Annotated in this window: 15 protein-coding genes and 1 pseudogene; 5 read left to right on the forward strand and 11 right to left on the reverse strand. The window is 54.5% G+C overall.

All coding sequences use genetic code 11. From position 1 onward, the window contains the following. Positions 1-8: 8 nt before the first annotated feature. From urtA to HV157_RS02080, 3 genes are all read right to left on the reverse strand, one after another. The gene (gene urtA / locus HV157_RS02070; RefSeq protein ID WP_020884166.1) at positions 9-1,280 is read right to left on the reverse strand and encodes an urea ABC transporter substrate-binding protein; all 1,272 of its coding nucleotides are present in this window, start codon (positions 1,278-1,280) and stop codon (positions 9-11) included. A 203-nt stretch (positions 1,281-1,483) separates the two neighbouring features. Next, positions 1,484-2,587, reverse strand: coding sequence for a cobalamin-independent methionine synthase II family protein (locus HV157_RS02075; RefSeq protein WP_182268572.1), 1,104 nt, complete (start codon positions 2,585-2,587; stop codon positions 1,484-1,486). 156 nt (positions 2,588-2,743) lie between these two features. Then, entirely contained in the window at positions 2,744-3,157 is a 414-nt protein-coding gene (locus HV157_RS02080; protein WP_025204217.1) for a rhodanese-like domain-containing protein, read from the reverse strand. Between the two features lie 73 nt (positions 3,158-3,230). On the opposite strand from HV157_RS02080, the gene ftrA reads away from it, so the two are divergent. Then, on the forward strand, positions 3,231-4,232 hold the full coding sequence (gene ftrA / locus HV157_RS02085; protein WP_032670382.1) for a transcriptional regulator FtrA: 1,002 nt from the start codon (positions 3,231-3,233) through the stop codon (positions 4,230-4,232). A gap of 158 nt (positions 4,233-4,390) precedes the next feature. Here ftrA and HV157_RS02090 read toward each other — a convergent pair whose 3' ends face one another. Beyond that, entirely contained in the window at positions 4,391-4,753 is a 363-nt protein-coding gene (locus HV157_RS02090; protein ID WP_020884170.1) for a hypothetical protein, read from the reverse strand. 242 nt (positions 4,754-4,995) lie between these two features. Between HV157_RS02090 and HV157_RS02095 the strand changes: the two genes are divergently transcribed. Next, a complete protein-coding gene (locus tag HV157_RS02095; RefSeq protein ID WP_025204219.1) occupies positions 4,996-5,226 on the forward strand; it encodes a DUF2554 family protein in 231 nt (76 codons plus the stop codon). On the opposite strand, the gene HV157_RS02100 is transcribed toward HV157_RS02095, so the two are convergent. Together HV157_RS02100 and HV157_RS02105 are read right to left on the reverse strand one after the other, a co-directional pair. After that, positions 5,227-7,191 carry a U32 family peptidase gene (locus HV157_RS02100; RefSeq protein ID WP_014170027.1) on the reverse strand — a complete coding sequence of 655 codons (1,965 nt, stop codon included), beginning with the start codon at positions 7,189-7,191 and terminating at the stop codon, positions 5,227-5,229. Between the two features lie 80 nt (positions 7,192-7,271). Continuing rightward, positions 7,272-7,799, reverse strand: a complete 528-nt coding sequence (locus HV157_RS02105) for an XRE family transcriptional regulator (protein ID WP_047744636.1) — start codon at positions 7,797-7,799, stop codon at positions 7,272-7,274. Between the two features lie 92 nt (positions 7,800-7,891). Between HV157_RS02105 and HV157_RS02110 the strand changes: the two genes are divergently transcribed. Then, on the forward strand, positions 7,892-9,058 hold the full coding sequence (locus HV157_RS02110; RefSeq protein ID WP_182268571.1) for a benzoate/H(+) symporter BenE family transporter: 1,167 nt from the start codon (positions 7,892-7,894) through the stop codon (positions 9,056-9,058). On the opposite strand, the gene HV157_RS02115 is transcribed toward HV157_RS02110, so the two are convergent. Next, entirely contained in the window at positions 9,038-9,910 is an 873-nt protein-coding gene (locus HV157_RS02115) for an AraC family transcriptional regulator (protein WP_025204220.1), read from the reverse strand. The two genes, HV157_RS02110 and HV157_RS02115, sit on opposite strands and share 21 nt — an antisense overlap. Before the next feature lie 173 nt (positions 9,911-10,083). Between HV157_RS02115 and HV157_RS02120 the strand changes: the two genes are divergently transcribed. Next, entirely contained in the window at positions 10,084-10,980 is an 897-nt protein-coding gene (locus HV157_RS02120; protein ID WP_063924959.1) for an EamA family transporter, read from the forward strand. Positions 10,981-11,013: 33 nt separating this feature from the next. On the opposite strand, the pseudogene HV157_RS02125 reads toward HV157_RS02120, so the two are convergent. Together HV157_RS02125 and HV157_RS02130 are read right to left on the reverse strand one after the other, a co-directional pair. Next, positions 11,014-11,687 (reverse strand): annotated as a pseudogene (locus HV157_RS02125) (DUF3313 domain-containing protein). Between the two features lie 135 nt (positions 11,688-11,822). Further along, positions 11,823-13,418, reverse strand: coding sequence for an ABC transporter substrate-binding protein (locus HV157_RS02130; protein ID WP_047744635.1), 1,596 nt, complete (start codon positions 13,416-13,418; stop codon positions 11,823-11,825). A gap of 111 nt (positions 13,419-13,529) precedes the next feature. Between HV157_RS02130 and pepT the strand changes: the two genes are divergently transcribed. Continuing rightward, a complete protein-coding gene (gene pepT, locus HV157_RS02135; RefSeq protein WP_182268570.1) occupies positions 13,530-14,759 on the forward strand; it encodes a peptidase T in 1,230 nt (409 codons plus the stop codon). On the opposite strand, the gene tehB is transcribed toward pepT, so the two are convergent. Then, positions 14,756-15,349 carry a tellurite resistance methyltransferase TehB gene (gene tehB, locus HV157_RS02140; RefSeq protein WP_020884178.1) on the reverse strand — a complete coding sequence of 198 codons (594 nt, stop codon included), beginning with the start codon at positions 15,347-15,349 and terminating at the stop codon, positions 14,756-14,758. The two genes, pepT and tehB, sit on opposite strands and share 4 nt — an antisense overlap. Next, positions 15,349-16,350 carry a dicarboxylate transporter/tellurite-resistance protein TehA gene (tehA, locus tag HV157_RS02145; RefSeq protein ID WP_182268569.1) on the reverse strand — a complete coding sequence of 334 codons (1,002 nt, stop codon included), beginning with the start codon at positions 16,348-16,350 and terminating at the stop codon, positions 15,349-15,351. The genes tehB and tehA overlap by 1 nt, the downstream gene beginning before the upstream one ends. Positions 16,351-16,402 lie beyond the last annotated feature (52 nt).

The raw sequence follows: 16,402 nt of genomic DNA on the forward strand, positions 1-16,402 counted from the left end.
GTGATAACTTAGTTGCTGGCGGTTTTCATCGGCTGATCGGGCTTTTTGTCATTACCGGCAATGAAGGGACTCCACGGCTGGGCGCGCACCGGCTGTTCCGTCTGCCAGACCACATTAAACTGGCCGTTACCTTCAATTTCGCCAATCATGACCGGCTTATGCAGATGGTGGTTGGTGGCATCCATGGTGAGCGTAAAGCCTGAAGGTGCCTTGAAGGACTGACCGGCCATTGCCGCCCGAACTTTATCGACGTCGGTGGTACCTGCTTTTTCAACCGCCTGCGCCCACATGTGGATCCCGACGTAGGTGGCCTCCATCGGGTCGTTGGTGACCACGGTGTCGGCGTTCGGCAATTTGTGTGCCCTGGCATACGCTTTGTAATCCGCCACAAACGCCTGGTTGGTCGGGTTATCAACGGACTCAAAGTAGTTCCACGCCGCCAGGTTGCCCACCAGCGGTTTGGTGTCGATCCCGCGCAGCTCCTCTTCTCCCACGGAGAAGGCCACAACCGGAACATCGGTAGCTTTCAGGCCCTGGTTAGCCAGCTCTTTATAGAACGGAACGTTGGAGTCGCCGTTGATGGTGGAAACCACCGCGGTTTTCCCTCCGGCAGAGAATTTTTTGATACTGGAAACGATTGTCTGGTAATCACTGTGACCAAACGGGGTGTATACCTCTTCAATGTCTTTGTCTTCCACCCCTTTCGAATGCAGGAAAGCACGCAAGATTTTGTTCGTGGTGCGGGGATAAACGTAGTCGGTGCCTAACAGGAAGAAGCGTTTCGCGCTGCCTCCGTCTTCACTCATCAGGTACTCCACCGCCGGGATAGCCTGCTGGTTTGGCGCGGCACCGGTATAGAAGACGTTAGGTGACATCTCTTCACCCTCATACTGCACCGGGTAGAACAGCAGTCCGTTCAGCTCCTCAAACACCGGCAGCACCGATTTACGCGACACCGACGTCCAGCAACCAAACACCACCGCTACTTTGTCCTGGCTCAACAGCTGGCGCGCTTTTTCGGCAAACAGCGGCCAGTTCGAGGCCGGGTCAACCACTACCGGTTCCAGCTTCTTACCCAGCACGCCCCCTTTGGCGTTGATCTCATCGATGGTCATCAGCGCAACATCTTTAAGCGGCGTTTCGGAAATCGCCATCGTGCCGGAAAGGGAATGCATGATCCCCACCTTGATGGTATCGGCCGCCTGAGCGCCAAAACTCATCCCCATAGCTACGACAGACGCGGACAATGCGAAGGCTTTTAATAAGGTACGACGGTGCATATTTTCACTCCTGAAAAAGAAAGCTGTGCAAAGGCGTCCGTTACGGCGTGGACGCAGAAAATAAAAACGTCAGCTTAGAGAGAGCAAAAAGGATGCCAGGATGGATAAAGCGCTATGACAGGAGAGGTAACGAAGGATGTAAAAAGAACGACTCAGAATGGTACAGCGCTGCACTTTTATAATGCAGCGCTGTGGCGGAAGGTTTACCAGACTTCGCTGGCGATCTGCGTCACCAGGCGGACTTTGTCCCACTGCTGGGTTTCGCTCAGGCTGTTGCCCTCTTCGGTAGAGGCAAATCCACACTGCGGGCTCAGGCAAATCTGCTCTTTAGCCACGTATTTCGCCGCCTCCTCCAGACGCGCCTTCACCCCTTCCGGGTTCTCCAGCTCGCCATTTTTGGTGGTGATAAGGCCGAGCACCACCTGCTGCTTGCCCGGGCGAACAAAACGCAGTGGCGCAAAATCACCGCTCCGGTCATTGTCGTACTCAAGGAAAAAGGCATCCACGTTGACCGTCCCGAACAGCACTTCAGCCACCGGCTCATAGCCCCCTTCGGAAATCCAGGTTGAACGGAAGTTGCCGCGACAGACATGCAGCCCGATGGTGAGATCGTCAGGCTTGCCCTCGAGTGCCTTATTCAGAACGCGGGCATATATACGCGCCAGCTCGTCGGCATCGTCACCACGTTCCTGGATCTGACGACGTTGATCGTCCGAACAGAGATAGGCCCAGACAGTGTCATCCAGCTGCAGATAACGGCAGCCCGCGTCGTAAAACGCCCAAATCGCGTCCCGCCAGGTGGTCGCCAGATCGTCAAAATAGTCCTTCAGATCCGGGTAGACCGTCGCATCAATGTCTTTGCGCCCACCGCGGAAATGCAGCACGCTCGGGCTGGGAATGGTCATCTTCGGCTGAGCATTGCCGCTAATGCTTTTCAGGTAGCGGAAATCCTCCAGCATCGGGTGATCGCCAAAGCCCAGTTTGCCGGTCACGCGCACGCCGTGGGCTTTGGTCTGTACACCATTGAACTGAATACCCTGCTGAGAATCGTAACGCTCAACACCCTGCAGACCGTCGAAGAAATCAAAGTGCCACCAGGCACGACGAAATTCACCGTCGGTCACCACATGCAAGCCACAGGCGCACTGCTGCTCGACAACATGGCGGATCGCCTCATCCTCAACCGCACGAAGCTGCCCGGCATCAATTTCGCCGCTGGCGAATTTCAGGCGAGCCTGTTTGATGGCATCCGGACGTAAAAAGCTGCCGACTACATCGGCGCGGTATGGGGCATGGTGTCGTTGCATGGAAATCTCCTTTATCTGCCGACAATAATTGCCTGCAGTGATAATTCATTATTTGAATCTTTAGACTTCTGGATGTCTAAATGTCCAAAAAAGATGTCATACCTGCCGCCAGCCGGCAAACGAGAAAATTTCACGGGTGTTGAAAAAAATTCATCTTCACAGTGCGGAGAGCGATTCCTGGCTCGCAAACTCAAACTTTTCATCTTCCCAGCCGGTGATCCCGCCGAGCATAATTTTCACCGGCAGCCCCAGACGCGCCAGCTTCAGCGCGGCTCTGTCCGCACCGTTGCAGTGAGGCCCGGCGCAATAGACCACAAACAGCGTGCCGTCAGGCCACTGGGCCATGCGTTCGGCGGTGATCTGACGCCACGGCATATGTAGCGCACCGGGAACGTGACGGCGGGCGAACTGCTGCGGGCTCCCGACGACGTGCAGCAGAACGAAATCCTGTTCGTGATTCGTGATGGCATGATGCACATCGGCGCAATCGGTCTCGACGCTCAGGCGGCGCAGAAAATGGGTAACGGCTTCCTGGGGTTCAGCAGCCGGAAATTCAGTAACATAACTCATGATCCTTCCTCATCTTTGGCGTTTGTGTTAACACTACTCTATCCACAAATTCAGCCCGTGAATGCGCTCGCTTATGCCAGAAAACAGCAAAAAGATGACAAACTTAAGACAGATTTCCCGCCCTCAGGTCATTGTGCTGGCGTATGACGGTTTGTGTACCTTTGAGTTTGGCGTGGCAGTGGAAATCTTTGGTCTGCCGCGTCCGGAGCTGGGAGACGAATGGTATCGTTTTGCCGTGGCGGGCGTAGACAGCGGTGAACTTCGGGCGACCGGGGGGATTCGCCTCATCACCGACGGCGATTTAACCCTGCTTGAGACGGCCGACCTGATCGTTGTGCCCGGCTGGCGAGGACTGGATTCACCGGTTCCGCCCGCGCTCTGCGCGGCATTACGTAAGGCCAATGCGCGGGGATGCCAGCTTTTGTCGATCTGTTCCGGCGTGTTTGTTCTTGCCGCTGCCGGGCTGCTGGATGGGCGTAAAGCCACAACGCACTGGCGCTATATTGAGGCGCTTAAGGCCCGGTACCCGGCCATCGAGGTGGTTGAAGATGTACTTTATCAGGACGACGGCGACATTCTCACCTCGGCGGGCAGCGCGGCAGGCATTGATTTATGCCTGCACGTGGTCCGGCGGGATTATGGGATGGAAATCGCCAACACCGTAGCGCGTCGTCTGGTCATTCCCCCGCATCGGGATGGTTCACAGCCGCAGCAGCTAAGCCGCCCGGTGGCGCAACTGCGCGAAAGTCAGCGTCTCGGTCAGCTGTTTGATTTTCTGCATACCCATCTTGCCGTATCGCACAGCGTTGATTCACTGGCGCGTCGGGTCGGCATGAGTCAACGCACCTTTCTGCGCCGCTTTCAGGATGCGACCGGCACCACGCCCGCGCGCTGGCTGCTCAATGAGCGCCTGCTGAGGGCAAAAGATTATCTGGAAAGCAGTCGCTTAAGTATCGACAGCATCGCGGAGCAGACCGGATTCGGTCAGGCATCGACCCTGCGTCACCATTTTCGGCAGCAGTTCGCCCTTTCACCGGCCCAGTATCGCAAACACTATTCGCGTCCTGCCCGCTAGTGGCCGGATTGCAGACAAAAAAAACCGCCATAATATGGCGGTAAATGCTTGCATGGATAGATTTGTATTTTGGTCTCTACGTCCCGACACTCCATGGCCGGGCAGCGGATCTCTTACAAACTAACATCCATAGTCTCAATGAAAGGTAAACAGCCTGATTAACCCGCTTTGGTATTGATTTGCAAATAACGCATCAGACCCTGCTCCGCGCTCTGTTTTGCATCATCATTGATGGCTTCCAGATAAAACGAACGCGACACACCATACGGTGCTTTTTCAGAGGGATAAACCGCGAACTCGAATGTTTTACCTCTTGCCTGATTGGTGCAGCCTAATTGCCAGCGCTGGTCATCAATTTTGGTGCTATTACAGGCCACGCGTCCGTAATCGCTGGTTAAATATGACCCAACACGCGCTTTCGCGGACTGAATATATTCTGGTTCGTCATTACTAATAGAGTAAATACCTGCACCCGCCCCAACAGCAACCACCAGCAGCGCAAGCGCTATCATTTTTTTCATTTAACAAGACCCATTCCTTAGCCAGAGTTTAACCATTATATAGGATTTATCCTTAAAGCTAGTGGCTAATTACGTACCAGAATTGGCGGTTAACAAACTTGATGCTAATTTTAGGAAAAGTCTCATCACAGCTGTCGCCGCACAGAATTTGACACTCTCTTTGCGCTAATTTGAATTTTTGAATAATTTCCCGAAGAAATTATTGGCATGATAGTCCCGCGATGGCATTCAACGGTGAAATAATGATGAGAAAAGGGTTAACGCTGATATTGCTGGTGTGTGGATTATTTTCAGGTCAGCTCATGGCAGGACATAAAGGCCATGAATATGTGTGGGTAAAGAATGTGGAACATCAGCTCCGCCATGAAGCGGATAGCGATGAATTACGCAGCGTTGCAGAAGAGTCAGCGGAAGGTTTGCGCGAACACCACCTGTGGCAGAAATCGCGCAAACCAGACACGCACTTTCGGTAATTAATTACCCTTACGCTTCGGCAGGGTTTTCATTAAATCGTCCGGGCTCACGGAGGCCACAACGCTACCCGGTGACGGCATTTTGAAAATATGATTTTTCATCTTGCCAATCACATGCATTTCGCACGGACGGCAGTCAAATTTCAGGGTCAGCACTTCGTCGCCATTCACCAGCTGCATCGGTGTGGCCTTCCAGCTTTTAATATTCCCTTTCGCCTGTTTCGGGCAGAGGTTGAAGGCGAAGCGCAGACAATGCTTGGTGATCATCACCGGCACATCGCCCTTCTCTTCATGCGCTTCATAGGCTGCGTCAATCAGCTGTACGCCGTGACGGTGATAGAATTCACGCGCTTTGTGGTTATAGACGTTCGCAAGGAAGGACAAGTGCGTGTCGGGGTAAACCGGCGCAGGAACGGTTTCGGCCTTGCGGCTGCCGCGTGGATAGTTAGCCAGGCGGGCGGCATCCAGCATTTCTGCCGTCTCGCGGCGGAACTGGTTCAGCAGGCTGTTCGGAACAAACAGGGCATCCGGCAGGTTAACGTCGATATGACGCGCGTAGTAAAGGGTCTGCCCCAGCTTCGCCACGCCATCCTTCAGGTTGTTAAGGGCTTTTTCCGCGTTGTTTGCCACCTCGAACAGACCATCAAGCGTGTGCGTCACGCTGATACCGTCTTCACAGGTCATGGTCAGGATCAGCTGCTCTTCCCAGCCGCCCAGTTCAATGTCCACCGCGATACGACGTTCGCTCGAGGTTTTCAGTAGCGCCTGCTGCCAGTTGTGGTCAAGGTTACGGTTCAGTGCCGCGTTAGGGCGCGCTTTGTAGAGATCCGCAGGCATCTCGTTTGGCCATACGCGATAGCGATTTTCACCGGTTTTTTCCACCGTATTCGCACGGAAGCCCACCACTTCACGCTTGATCATTACGTTCAGGCCATCGCCGTTGGCCAGCGGCTCGGTCACTTCCACGTCGAGGTGATCTTTTGCCACTTTCAGCACTTCACCCACCGGTAAACCGATAAACTTCGGTGAATCAAACGCACCGATATCCCCTTTACGGGCATTCACAAAGTAGTCAGTGCTGCCGCGGTGGAAAGTTTTGTCCGTTGACGGAATAAAGAAATGCTCGGTACGACCGGCCGACGCACGCGCCAGGTCACCGCGATCTTCGATGATGGCATCCAGCATCTGACGATAGTGAGCGGTGATGTTCTTCACGTAGCTCATGTCTTTATAACGCCCTTCAATCTTGAAGGAGCGCACGCCAGCGTCAATCAGCGCACCCAGGTTGGCGGTCTGATCGTTATCTTTCATCGAGAGCAGGTGTTTTTCGAACGCCACAACGCGGCCCTGATCGTCTTTCAGGGTATACGGCAGACGACATGCCTGAGAGCAGTCGCCGCGGTTGGCGCTGCGCCCCGTCTGGGCGTGGGAAATATTGCACTGACCAGAATAGGCGACGCACAGCGCGCCGTGGATAAAGAATTCAATGGTTGCGTCGGTCGCCTGGTGAATATCGCGGATCTGGTTCAGGTTAAGCTCACGCGCCAGCACGATCTGGGAAAAACCCACGTCAGAAAGAAACTTCGCCTTCTCTACCGTGCGGATATCGCACTGAGTACTGGCATGCAGTTCAATGGGGGGAATATCCAGCTCCAGCACGCCCATATCCTGCACAATCAGGGCATCGACGCCGGTCTGGTAGAGATCGGTAATTAAACGTTGCGCAGGCTCCAGCTCATCATCATGCAGAATAGTGTTCAGGGTCACGAACACTTTCGCCCCAAAGCGATGGGCGAACGGCACCAGTTCAGCAATATCGCTCAGGCTGTTGCTGGCGTTATGACGGGCACCAAAGCCAGGCCCACCAATGTAGACGGCATCAGCACCATGAAGGATCGCTTCACGGGCGATGGAGGCGTCGCGGGCCGGGCTTAAGAGTTCGAGATGATGGGATTGCAGGCGCATACTTCGTCGTTATCCGTTATGGTCAAAATGGCGGCTATTGTAGTCAGAAGTATGCGGCAGCGAAACAGTTTTGCGTCGCTTCAGCGGGGATAATGGATCAGGGAGTGAAAATGCACCGCCCGGTCGCTGCTGTTGCGGTAGGCGTGCGGTTTATCCCCGGCAAAACGCACCCCCGAATCGGCAGTAATGGTCTGCCACTCGCCATCAATGTTCATCTCCAGTTCGCCGCTGATCACCACCACGTGTTCAATCACGCCAGCCTCGTGGGGCGTGGATTCGCTCAGGGCGCCGGCAGCGAGGGTTATCGAAAAGTGGTCAAACTTTAGCGTCTCATCCCACGGGAATAACGGTTTCACCACCATCGCCTGCTGTTCCGGGTCGAATACCGCCTGCCTGTCAGCTGCCGGCGTGATGAAGGCAGAAAAAGGGATGTTCAGCCCCGTGGCGATTTTCCACAACGTGGATACCGTCGGGCTGGATTCATTGCGCTCGATTTGCCCGAGCATGGCCTTTGAAACGCCGGTCTCTTCTGCCAGTCTGGCGAGGCTCCAGCCACGCGCCTGACGCTCGGTTTTCAGTGTGTAAGCAAGATGTTGTGTGATGTCCATGTTCCCTCCTGATGCGACCGATCATACCACTTGTACGCTATAACGCACAGTGTTACCTTAGGGCGGACGTTATAACGCACAACGGAGTTTTTATGCGCCCTTCATCCTCACTCTTTCCTGCCGTTCTCGCCGGTTTTGTCGCCGTTCTGGTGGGATATGCCAGTTCCGCCGCCATTATCTGGCAAGCCGCTGCTGCCGCAGGCGCAAACGCGCAGCAGATCGCCGGCTGGATGACGGCCCTGGGGATAGGTATGGGGGTCAGCACGCTGGCGCTTTCCTGGCGGTATAAAGCCCCGGTGCTCACCGCCTGGTCTACACCAGGCGCGGCACTGTTAGCCACCAGCCTGCACGGGGTAACGCTTGCCGAGACCATCGGGATTTTTATCTTTGCCAACGCGCTCATTCTGCTGTGCGGCGTAACCGGGTTGTTTGCTCGCCTGATGAAGCTTATCCCGCATTCCCTTGCCGCCGCTATGCTCGCCGGGGTGCTGCTCAGGTTTGGACTGCAGGCGTTCAGCAATCTTGAGGGGCATTTTTTACTGTGCGGCAGCATGCTGGCGGCATGGCTGTTCGCCAAAGCGCTGGCACCCCGCTACGCCATTGTCGCCACGTTGCTGGTGGGCAGTATGGTGGCCTGGGCGGGAGGTGACGTTGTCACAAAAGAGTTAACCCTTTCCGTGGTGATGCCCACGTTTATCGCGCCAACCTTTACGTTAACCAGTCTGATAAGCATTGGCGTGCCCTTCTTCCTGGTCACCATGGCGTCCCAGAATGCGCCGGGCTTCGCCACGATGCAGGCTTCCGGCTATCCTCTGGCCGTATCACCGCTGATGATCGTCACCGGAGGGCTGGCACTGGTGTTATCCCCGCTCGGCGTCTTTTCCATCTGTATCGCCGCGATCACCGCTGCGATTTGCCAGAGCCCGGATGCGCACCCGGATGCCAGCAAACGCTGGCTTGCCGCCATGGCCGCAGGCGGGTTTTATCTGCTGGCGGGCATTTTTGGCGGATCCATTTCCGGGCTGATGGCCTCCCTTCCCCTGAGCTGGATCCAGATGCTCGCCGGCCTGGCGCTACTGGGCACCATCAGCGGGAGCCTGTATCAGGCACTGAACAACGAAACGGAGCGCGACGCGGCAATTGTCACCTTTCTGATGACCGCCAGCGGCGTCACGATCCTGGGTCTTGGCTCTGCGTTCTGGGGGCTGGTGCTGGGCGGCGTATGTTATACGGTTTTTTCACACCTTCGCCGCGCGTAGCTGCGAGGGCGTTATGCCCATCATGCTGCGAAAGCGGTTACTGAAATGGCTGGCGGAGTTAAACCCGCAGGCCAGCGCGATATCGGTGAGCGGTGTGGTTGTGTGCTGCACCAGCGCTTTGGCTTTCTCCATCCGACGCTGCATCACGTACTGATGTGGCGCCAGCCCCATGGACTGACGGAACATTCTGGCGAAATGATACTCGCTCAGCGCGGCCTGTTCGGCCAGTTCCGCCAGCGTCAGCGGCTGGGAAAGGTTCTCTTCGATAAACGCCAGCACGTTACGCAGCACAAACGGCGACAACCCGCCGGTCACCACCGGCAGCTTCCACTGCACGCTGGAGTAATTCTGTAACAGGTGGGTCATCAACAGCGTAGACGCGGTACTCAGGGTGAGCTGGTTAGCTTTTTGCTGCCAGTCGCAGCCGAGCAAAAACTGACGGTAAAGCGCGGTAATTTTCGGGTCGCTGCCGAAGATCTTTTCATCCAGCGTCAGGGACAGCGGGCGCTTGTCCCAGATTTTTTCCCCGACATCACGCAGATGCTCATCGGTGCAGTAGAGATGGACAAACGACAGGTCATCGCGAATATCCCACGTCGATTCACTCTCTTTTGGCATCAGACAGAAACGGTCCGGGCCGCCGCCGTTTTTCCAGCCGCCCGGCGTTTTTTGATAGCTCTCATAACCGTCCGCCACGTACAGGCTGAGGGTATGGTGATTACTTTTCACGGTTATCGTGTCGTGCTTGTTGTACCAGGCTGCCAGTTGAATACCGGAATTCAGCGCAACGGTTTCCCGCAGCACGGCGTTCTGCTGGCGTAGCGTTTCAAAGGTATCGTAAGCGCGAGACATAGCTATTAACGGGTGAGTAATCAGACTCTCAGTCTATGAAGTGTTGCGCCACGATGCCAGATCTGCAGCCACAAAAAAGCGCAAGAATATGCAAGTCCACCGCAAATCGGTGAAAGCAATGTCATGCCACTCGCGCCAGACTGCACTTTTCAGTATGTGAGAAGAGAGCAACAATGAACGCATTACTCTATGGACTGGTGGTGGTGATATGGGGAACAACCTGGATTGCCATTTTCCTGCAACAGGGGCCAGTCGCAGCCCCGGTGTCAATTTTCTGGCGCTTTGCCGTGGCCTGCGCCACGATCATGATCGTCTTAATTGCCCTGCGCCGGCTTCGTAAACTGGCCTTGCGGGATCATCTCTTTTGCATGCTGCAAGGATGCTGCGTTTTTTGCTTCAACTTCTGGTGTTTTTACACCGCCGCCGCGCACATCAATACCGGGCTGGAGTCGGTGATTTTCTCGATGGCCGTACTGTATAACGCTATCAACAGCTTTATTTTCTTCGGTCAGCGCCCACCCGCACGCTTCTGGACGGCGGCGGCCCTGGGACTTATCGGGATCATCACCCTCTTCTGGGACGACCTGCTGGCGAGTGGCTGGAGTGCCTCCCTGCTGACGGGGATTGGCCTTTCAGCACTGGGGACCTACGGGTTCTCGCTGGGCAATATGATCAGCATGCGCCACCAGCGAAAAGGGCTGGAGACCATGACCACCAATGCCTGGGCGATGTTTTACGGTACGGCCATTATGGGCTGCATTGCCCTGTTCCGGGGTGACAGTTTTATCCCCGAATGGACGGTGAGTTACATTGGCGCGCTGCTTTATCTCGCCATTTTTGGTTCGGTCATCGCTTTTGGTGCCTACTTCACGCTGGTGGGACGCATTGGCCCGGGCAAAGCGGCATACAGTACGCTGCTCTTCCCGCTGGTGGCGCTGTCCATCTCCACGGTCTATGAAGGTTACGTGTGGCATCTCAACGGCATCATTGGATTACTGCTGATTCTGGGCGGGAATATGGTGATGTTTACGAAACCGGAAACCTGGTTCAGACGTTTGCGTATGGCATAAAAAAAAGGCCTGCATTGCTGCAGGCCTTTTTGATTATTTCGCGGTTTTCTTAACATCAAACATGGTGGCATCCGTCGCCATGTCATCCACAACCTGTTTTAACGTTGCGAAGCCCATTGGCGTGTTTTCGTTCGCCAGCTCTTTACCTTCGCCTTTACGCACGACCTTCATGACCGGCTTATTCGTCGCCGAATCAATCAGCTCGCCTTCGAAGAAGAGATGGGTATCCATGGTGCGGTGCCCCGTTGCCATCGCGTACCTGCAACCACTAACGCGACGGGCACTACTTCATAGAACTGCAGACCTTCTTTCTGCGAACTCACACCGGTAATCGCACCGCGGAAGATCAGGCTGTGTTTACCTGGTGTCGTAACAACAGGTTTACGCTGGCTGATTGCCGCTTTCATTTTGGTGTTGGTATAAGCCAGAAGCTCATCAAGCGTTTTTTGACCAATTTGGGTCGTTGGTTTTGGCGCTGGATAATAGGTGATTGGCGTCCATAAAATACTGTCGTAATTTGCCTCGTTATACGACGGGTCGACCCAACGCAGCGTCGGTTTACCCGTTGCGGACGTTGTTTGCTGCAATCCAGAATAATCTTTTAAAAAGCCTGAATATTGTTCGGGGGCGGCGACTTTAGACGAACAGCCCGCTAACGCCAACAGACCAGAAAGCACTGCAACTTTAAAAAAAGTGTGAGTACGCATGATGGTATTCCATGTTATCTGCAAGTATGCATTTGAAGTTATAGCAAAAGTCTGGCGGGTTTGTTGTGACAAAAAATGATGTAAGCAGCACAAATTGCGAAAAGATTGCCCGACTGAACGCCGGGCAGTGAAAAACTACTGATTAATATCAACCTGCCAGAACAAATGCTTGCCAAACGGATCGATTTCATAGCCCGTGACTTCCTTGCGCACCGGTTCAAAAATCGTCGAATGGGCAATCATTACTGCCGGCATCTGGTCATGCATCATCTGCTGGGCCTCTTTATACAGCGCCACGCGTTTATCATGATCGGTTATCGATTTCGCTTCAGCGATAATTTTATCAAATGGTTTGTAGCACCATTTGGCGGAATTAGATCCACCGTTAGCCGAAGTACAGGTAAATAACGGACCAAAGAAGTTATCCGGGTCGCCGGTTGCGGTGGTCCAGCCCATCAGCGCGGCCTGGTGTTCACCGCCCTTCACCCGCTTAAGATACTCGCCCCATTCATAGGTGACGATTTTGGTCTGGACGCCAACCTTCGCCCAGTCGGCCTGAATCATCTCCGCCATGCGTTTTGCGTTCGGATTGTAGGGACGCTGAACCGGCATCGCCCATAAATCGATGCTGATGCCGTTTGCAAAACCAGCCTCCTTCAACAACGCTTTCGCTTTTTCCGGATCGTAGTCGTAATCCTTCAGTTCGCTGTCGGCGCTCCAGACACCCGGTGGCAGCAGGTTTTTCGCCGCCGTACCGGTGCCATGGAATACCGCGTCAATGATGGCCGGCTTATTGATGGCCATTGCCAGCGCCTGGCGAACCTTCACGTTATCCAGCGGAGGTTTTTGCGTATTGAAGGCCAGAAAGCCGGTATTCAGCCCGGCTTTACTCATCAGATTAATGTCTTTGTTCGCCTTCATGCGCGGCAGGTCCGCCGGGTTTGGAAACGGCATCACCTGACATTCGTTCTTCTCGATTTTGGCAAAACGCACCGAGGCATCGGGCGTGATGCTAAACACCAGTCGATCCAGCTTCGATTTGCCCTGCCAGTACTCCGGAAACGCAGTGAACAGGATGCGCGAATCTTTCTGGTACTGCGCCAGCTTAAACGGCCCGGTGCCAATCGGGTCCATATCCACCTTTTCCGGCGTGCCGGCTTTCAGCATCGCGTCGGCATACTCCGCCGACAGGATCGAGGCGAAATACCACGCCAGATCGGCGACAAACGGCGCTTCCGGATGAGCGAGCGTAAAGCGCACGGTGTGGTCATCGACTTTATCAATGGCCGTGATCAGGCTACCGAACTCAAGGCTCTCGAAGTTGGAATAGCTGCCGTTAGAGACGTTGTGATAGGGATGGTTTACATCCTTCTGGCGCATAAACGAGAAAATCACGTCGTCGGCGTTAAAGTCGCGCGTCGGCCTGAACGATTTATTACTCTGGAATTTCACCCCTTTACGCAGATGGAAGGTATAAACCTTGCCGTCCTCGCTCACCTCCCAGCGTTCCGCCAGGCTCGGGACCAGTTCCGTTGTACCCGCCCTGAAATCGACCAGCCGGTTATAGACCGGCACGGCACTGGCATCCACGCTGGTTCCCGACGTGTATAACTGAGGATTAAAATTTTCCGGCGATCCTTCAGAGCAATACACCAGCGTTTTTGCCGCGACGGTGGAACTGACCGTGAGCGCAGCAAGTGCCAGCGTTAACATTGTGAGTTTGCTTTTCATCATTTATTCCTGTCTTTTTAATTCGACGGCTAATTAATTCTTTTGCCATTTCATAAATATCATTAAAGTGATGTAGCAAACACCTGAAAAATAAATACAGAAGGAATCACTATGGGCTCGGCACTCTCCAGACAATTAACGCACCGCTTCTTCCGCTATCTCGCCATCACCAGCCAGAGCGATCCCAGAGTGACCACCCTTCCCTCTACGCCGGGCCAGCACGACATGGCGCGTGAGCTAGCCCAGGAGCTGGCGCAGCTGGGTTTAGACGATATTGTGATTGATGAATACGCGACGGTTACTGCGGTTAAAAAAGGTAATGTAGCCGGGGCGCCACGCATCGGTTTTATTACCCATATTGATACCGTCGATGTCGGTTTATCACCGGATATTCATCCACAAATATTAAAATTTACGGGTGAAGACCTCTGTTTGAATAAAGAGAAATCAATCTGGTTACGCGTAAAAGAGCATCCGGAAATTCTGGCTTACCCGGGTGAAGAGATTATTTTCAGCGACGGGACCAGCGTATTAGGCGCAGATAATAAAGCCGCCGTCACCGTGGTCATGACGCTGCTGGAAAACCTGACGCCAGAACATCAGCATGGCGACATTGTGGTCGCGTTTGTGCCGGATGAGGAGATCGGCCTGTGTGGCGCGAAGGCGCTGGATCTAAACCGTTTTGACGTTGATTTTGCCTGGACCATCGACTGCTGTGAGCTGGGTGAGATTGTTTACGAGAACTTCAACGCCGCGGCGGCAGAGATTCGCTTTACCGGCGTAACGGCTCACCCCATGTCCGCCAAAGGCGTGCTGGTTAACCCACTGCTGATGGCGACAGACTTCATCAGCCATTTTGACCGCCAGCAAACCCCGGAATGCACCGAGGGGCGTGAAGGCTATATCTGGTTTAACGGCATTCAGGCGGGGCAAAACGAGGCCGTCTTAAAAGCGAATATCCGTGATTTCGATAAAGCACAGTTTGCCGCCCGCAAGCAGCAGATTGCCGATGTCGCGGCGTTGATTGCCGGACAGCATCCTACGGCAAAGGTGGAGTATCGCATTGAAGATACCTACAGCAATATCAGCAATGCGATTGGTGAGGATCGTCGCGCTATCGACCTGATGTTTGAGGCCATGGAATCCCTTGGGATCACGCCCAAACCGACGCCAATGCGCGGCGGTACTGACGGCGCAGCGCTCTCGGCAAAAGGCCTGCTCACGCCAAACTTCTTCACCGGCGCGCATAACTTCCACTCGAAGTTTGAGTTTTTGCCGCTGTCGTCGTTCGAGGCCTCATACAACACGGCTCTGCAGCTCTGCCTGCTGGCCGCCCGTTAAGCGGGCTTACGCGCCAGCAGCGTGGCAAAACGCAGTTTGATGCGGTTACCGTTCTCGTCGGTGCGGTGCAGTTCGCCCACCTCTTCGTTGTACTTGAGCAACGCCCAGCCCTCGTAGTAGTTGCTCAGTTCACCGCTTTTGAACGCAAACGGGAAGCCGACGGTGCACGGGTAATCCGCCGTGTCCATCGCGGCAACAATCAGGTTATAACCGCCGGGTCTGGTGCAGCGCTGCATATTGTCGATCAGGCCCGGAATGGTTTTCGCTTCCAGGAACATCAGCACCACGGTAGAGAGAATAAAATCGTATTCGCCCTCAAAGCTCAGGTTGTTCAGATCTTTGATTGCCGTCTGCAGGTTTACGATGCCTTCTTCCGCTTTGATGCGCTCAATATTATCGATACTCAGGGGATTTTTATCCCACGCGGTCACGTCGTAACCGTTGGCTGCCAGATAGAGGCTGTTACGCCCGTTACCACAGCCCAGATCCAGCGTTTTACCCGGTTTCACAATGCCCGCGCTGTACAGCACTTCTGAGTGCGTACGGGTTAAGCCATATTTCTCTGTGAAGTAATTTTCATCAACAGCCATTATTTTTCCTCAGATTGCATAAGCAGCGCTTTATCAGTGCGCACCAGAAGTTTGCCCTGTATCAGCAAGATAAACGTTCGTACCAGCAGCATCCCGATGATGACATTGGTAAAGATAAACAGTGGGACGGCAATGGCGTGAAAAAAGCCCGACGGACTGCTCTGCCCAAGATGAAGCCCCGTGGTGGCCAGGGCCGACACGCCAAACGAGAAGCTCCAGAACGAGGCGTTAAACGGCTGGGACAAATACCATGGCATCAGCCGTAACATAAACAGCAGTTGCAACAGGCCGTAACCGAACAGCATTTTGGCAAATGTACCCGCCTCACCACCATTGACGCTAAACCAGGCGCTGCAGGCCACCAGCGCGGGGGCCAGCTGAATACCCAGCGAGGTTCGCAGCGCGGAAGGCAACTCCCCGGCGCTACGAAGTCGTTGCAAAATCACCGGCTCAAGGCTGAGCCAGGAAAAAACGCCCGCCCCGAGAAACACCAGCCCGGCATCGTTAAACCCCAGCGCCCCGCACGCCATGGCGCTGATAAAGTTGTTTGCTACCGTGGGCAGATATAACCCCGGCGTGGTGGCCTCTTGCGGATGGTTACCGCGCCATAATCCGGCGCTTTGCCAGGCAGCATAAGCCAGCTGTATCACCACCCCGACGCCAAATAACACCAGTGACACCGGGCGCAGCCAGGGCACAAAACCGATGGCGACCAGCATCGTTGTGGCGGGAAAAAGGCTGACAAAACTGCTCATCACCGGGTGGCGCATCTCGGCCAGCACACTTTGCGGGAAACGGATCGCCCGGGCGATAAACGCCACCGTCAGCAAAAACCAAATCACAATCGCAAGGGCCACCAGGCTCTCACCAGGCCAGCGCGTCACGGGCCAGAGCGTGCTGGCGTATCGCCAGGCGAACCCCATCCCAATGATGCCAAGCACCATACCGAAGTAACCCGCGGGCAGGTTAAGCACTCGTTGAGCGTTGTTATTTTTATTCATTAATTTGAATTTTTAAAATGTATTTTAAATGCCATTTTAAGGGGTTTCCGCG

It is taken from the genome of Enterobacter sp. RHBSTW-00318, assembly GCF_014101375.1.
Taxonomy (GTDB): Bacteria; Pseudomonadota; Gammaproteobacteria; order Enterobacterales; family Enterobacteriaceae; genus Enterobacter; species Enterobacter ludwigii.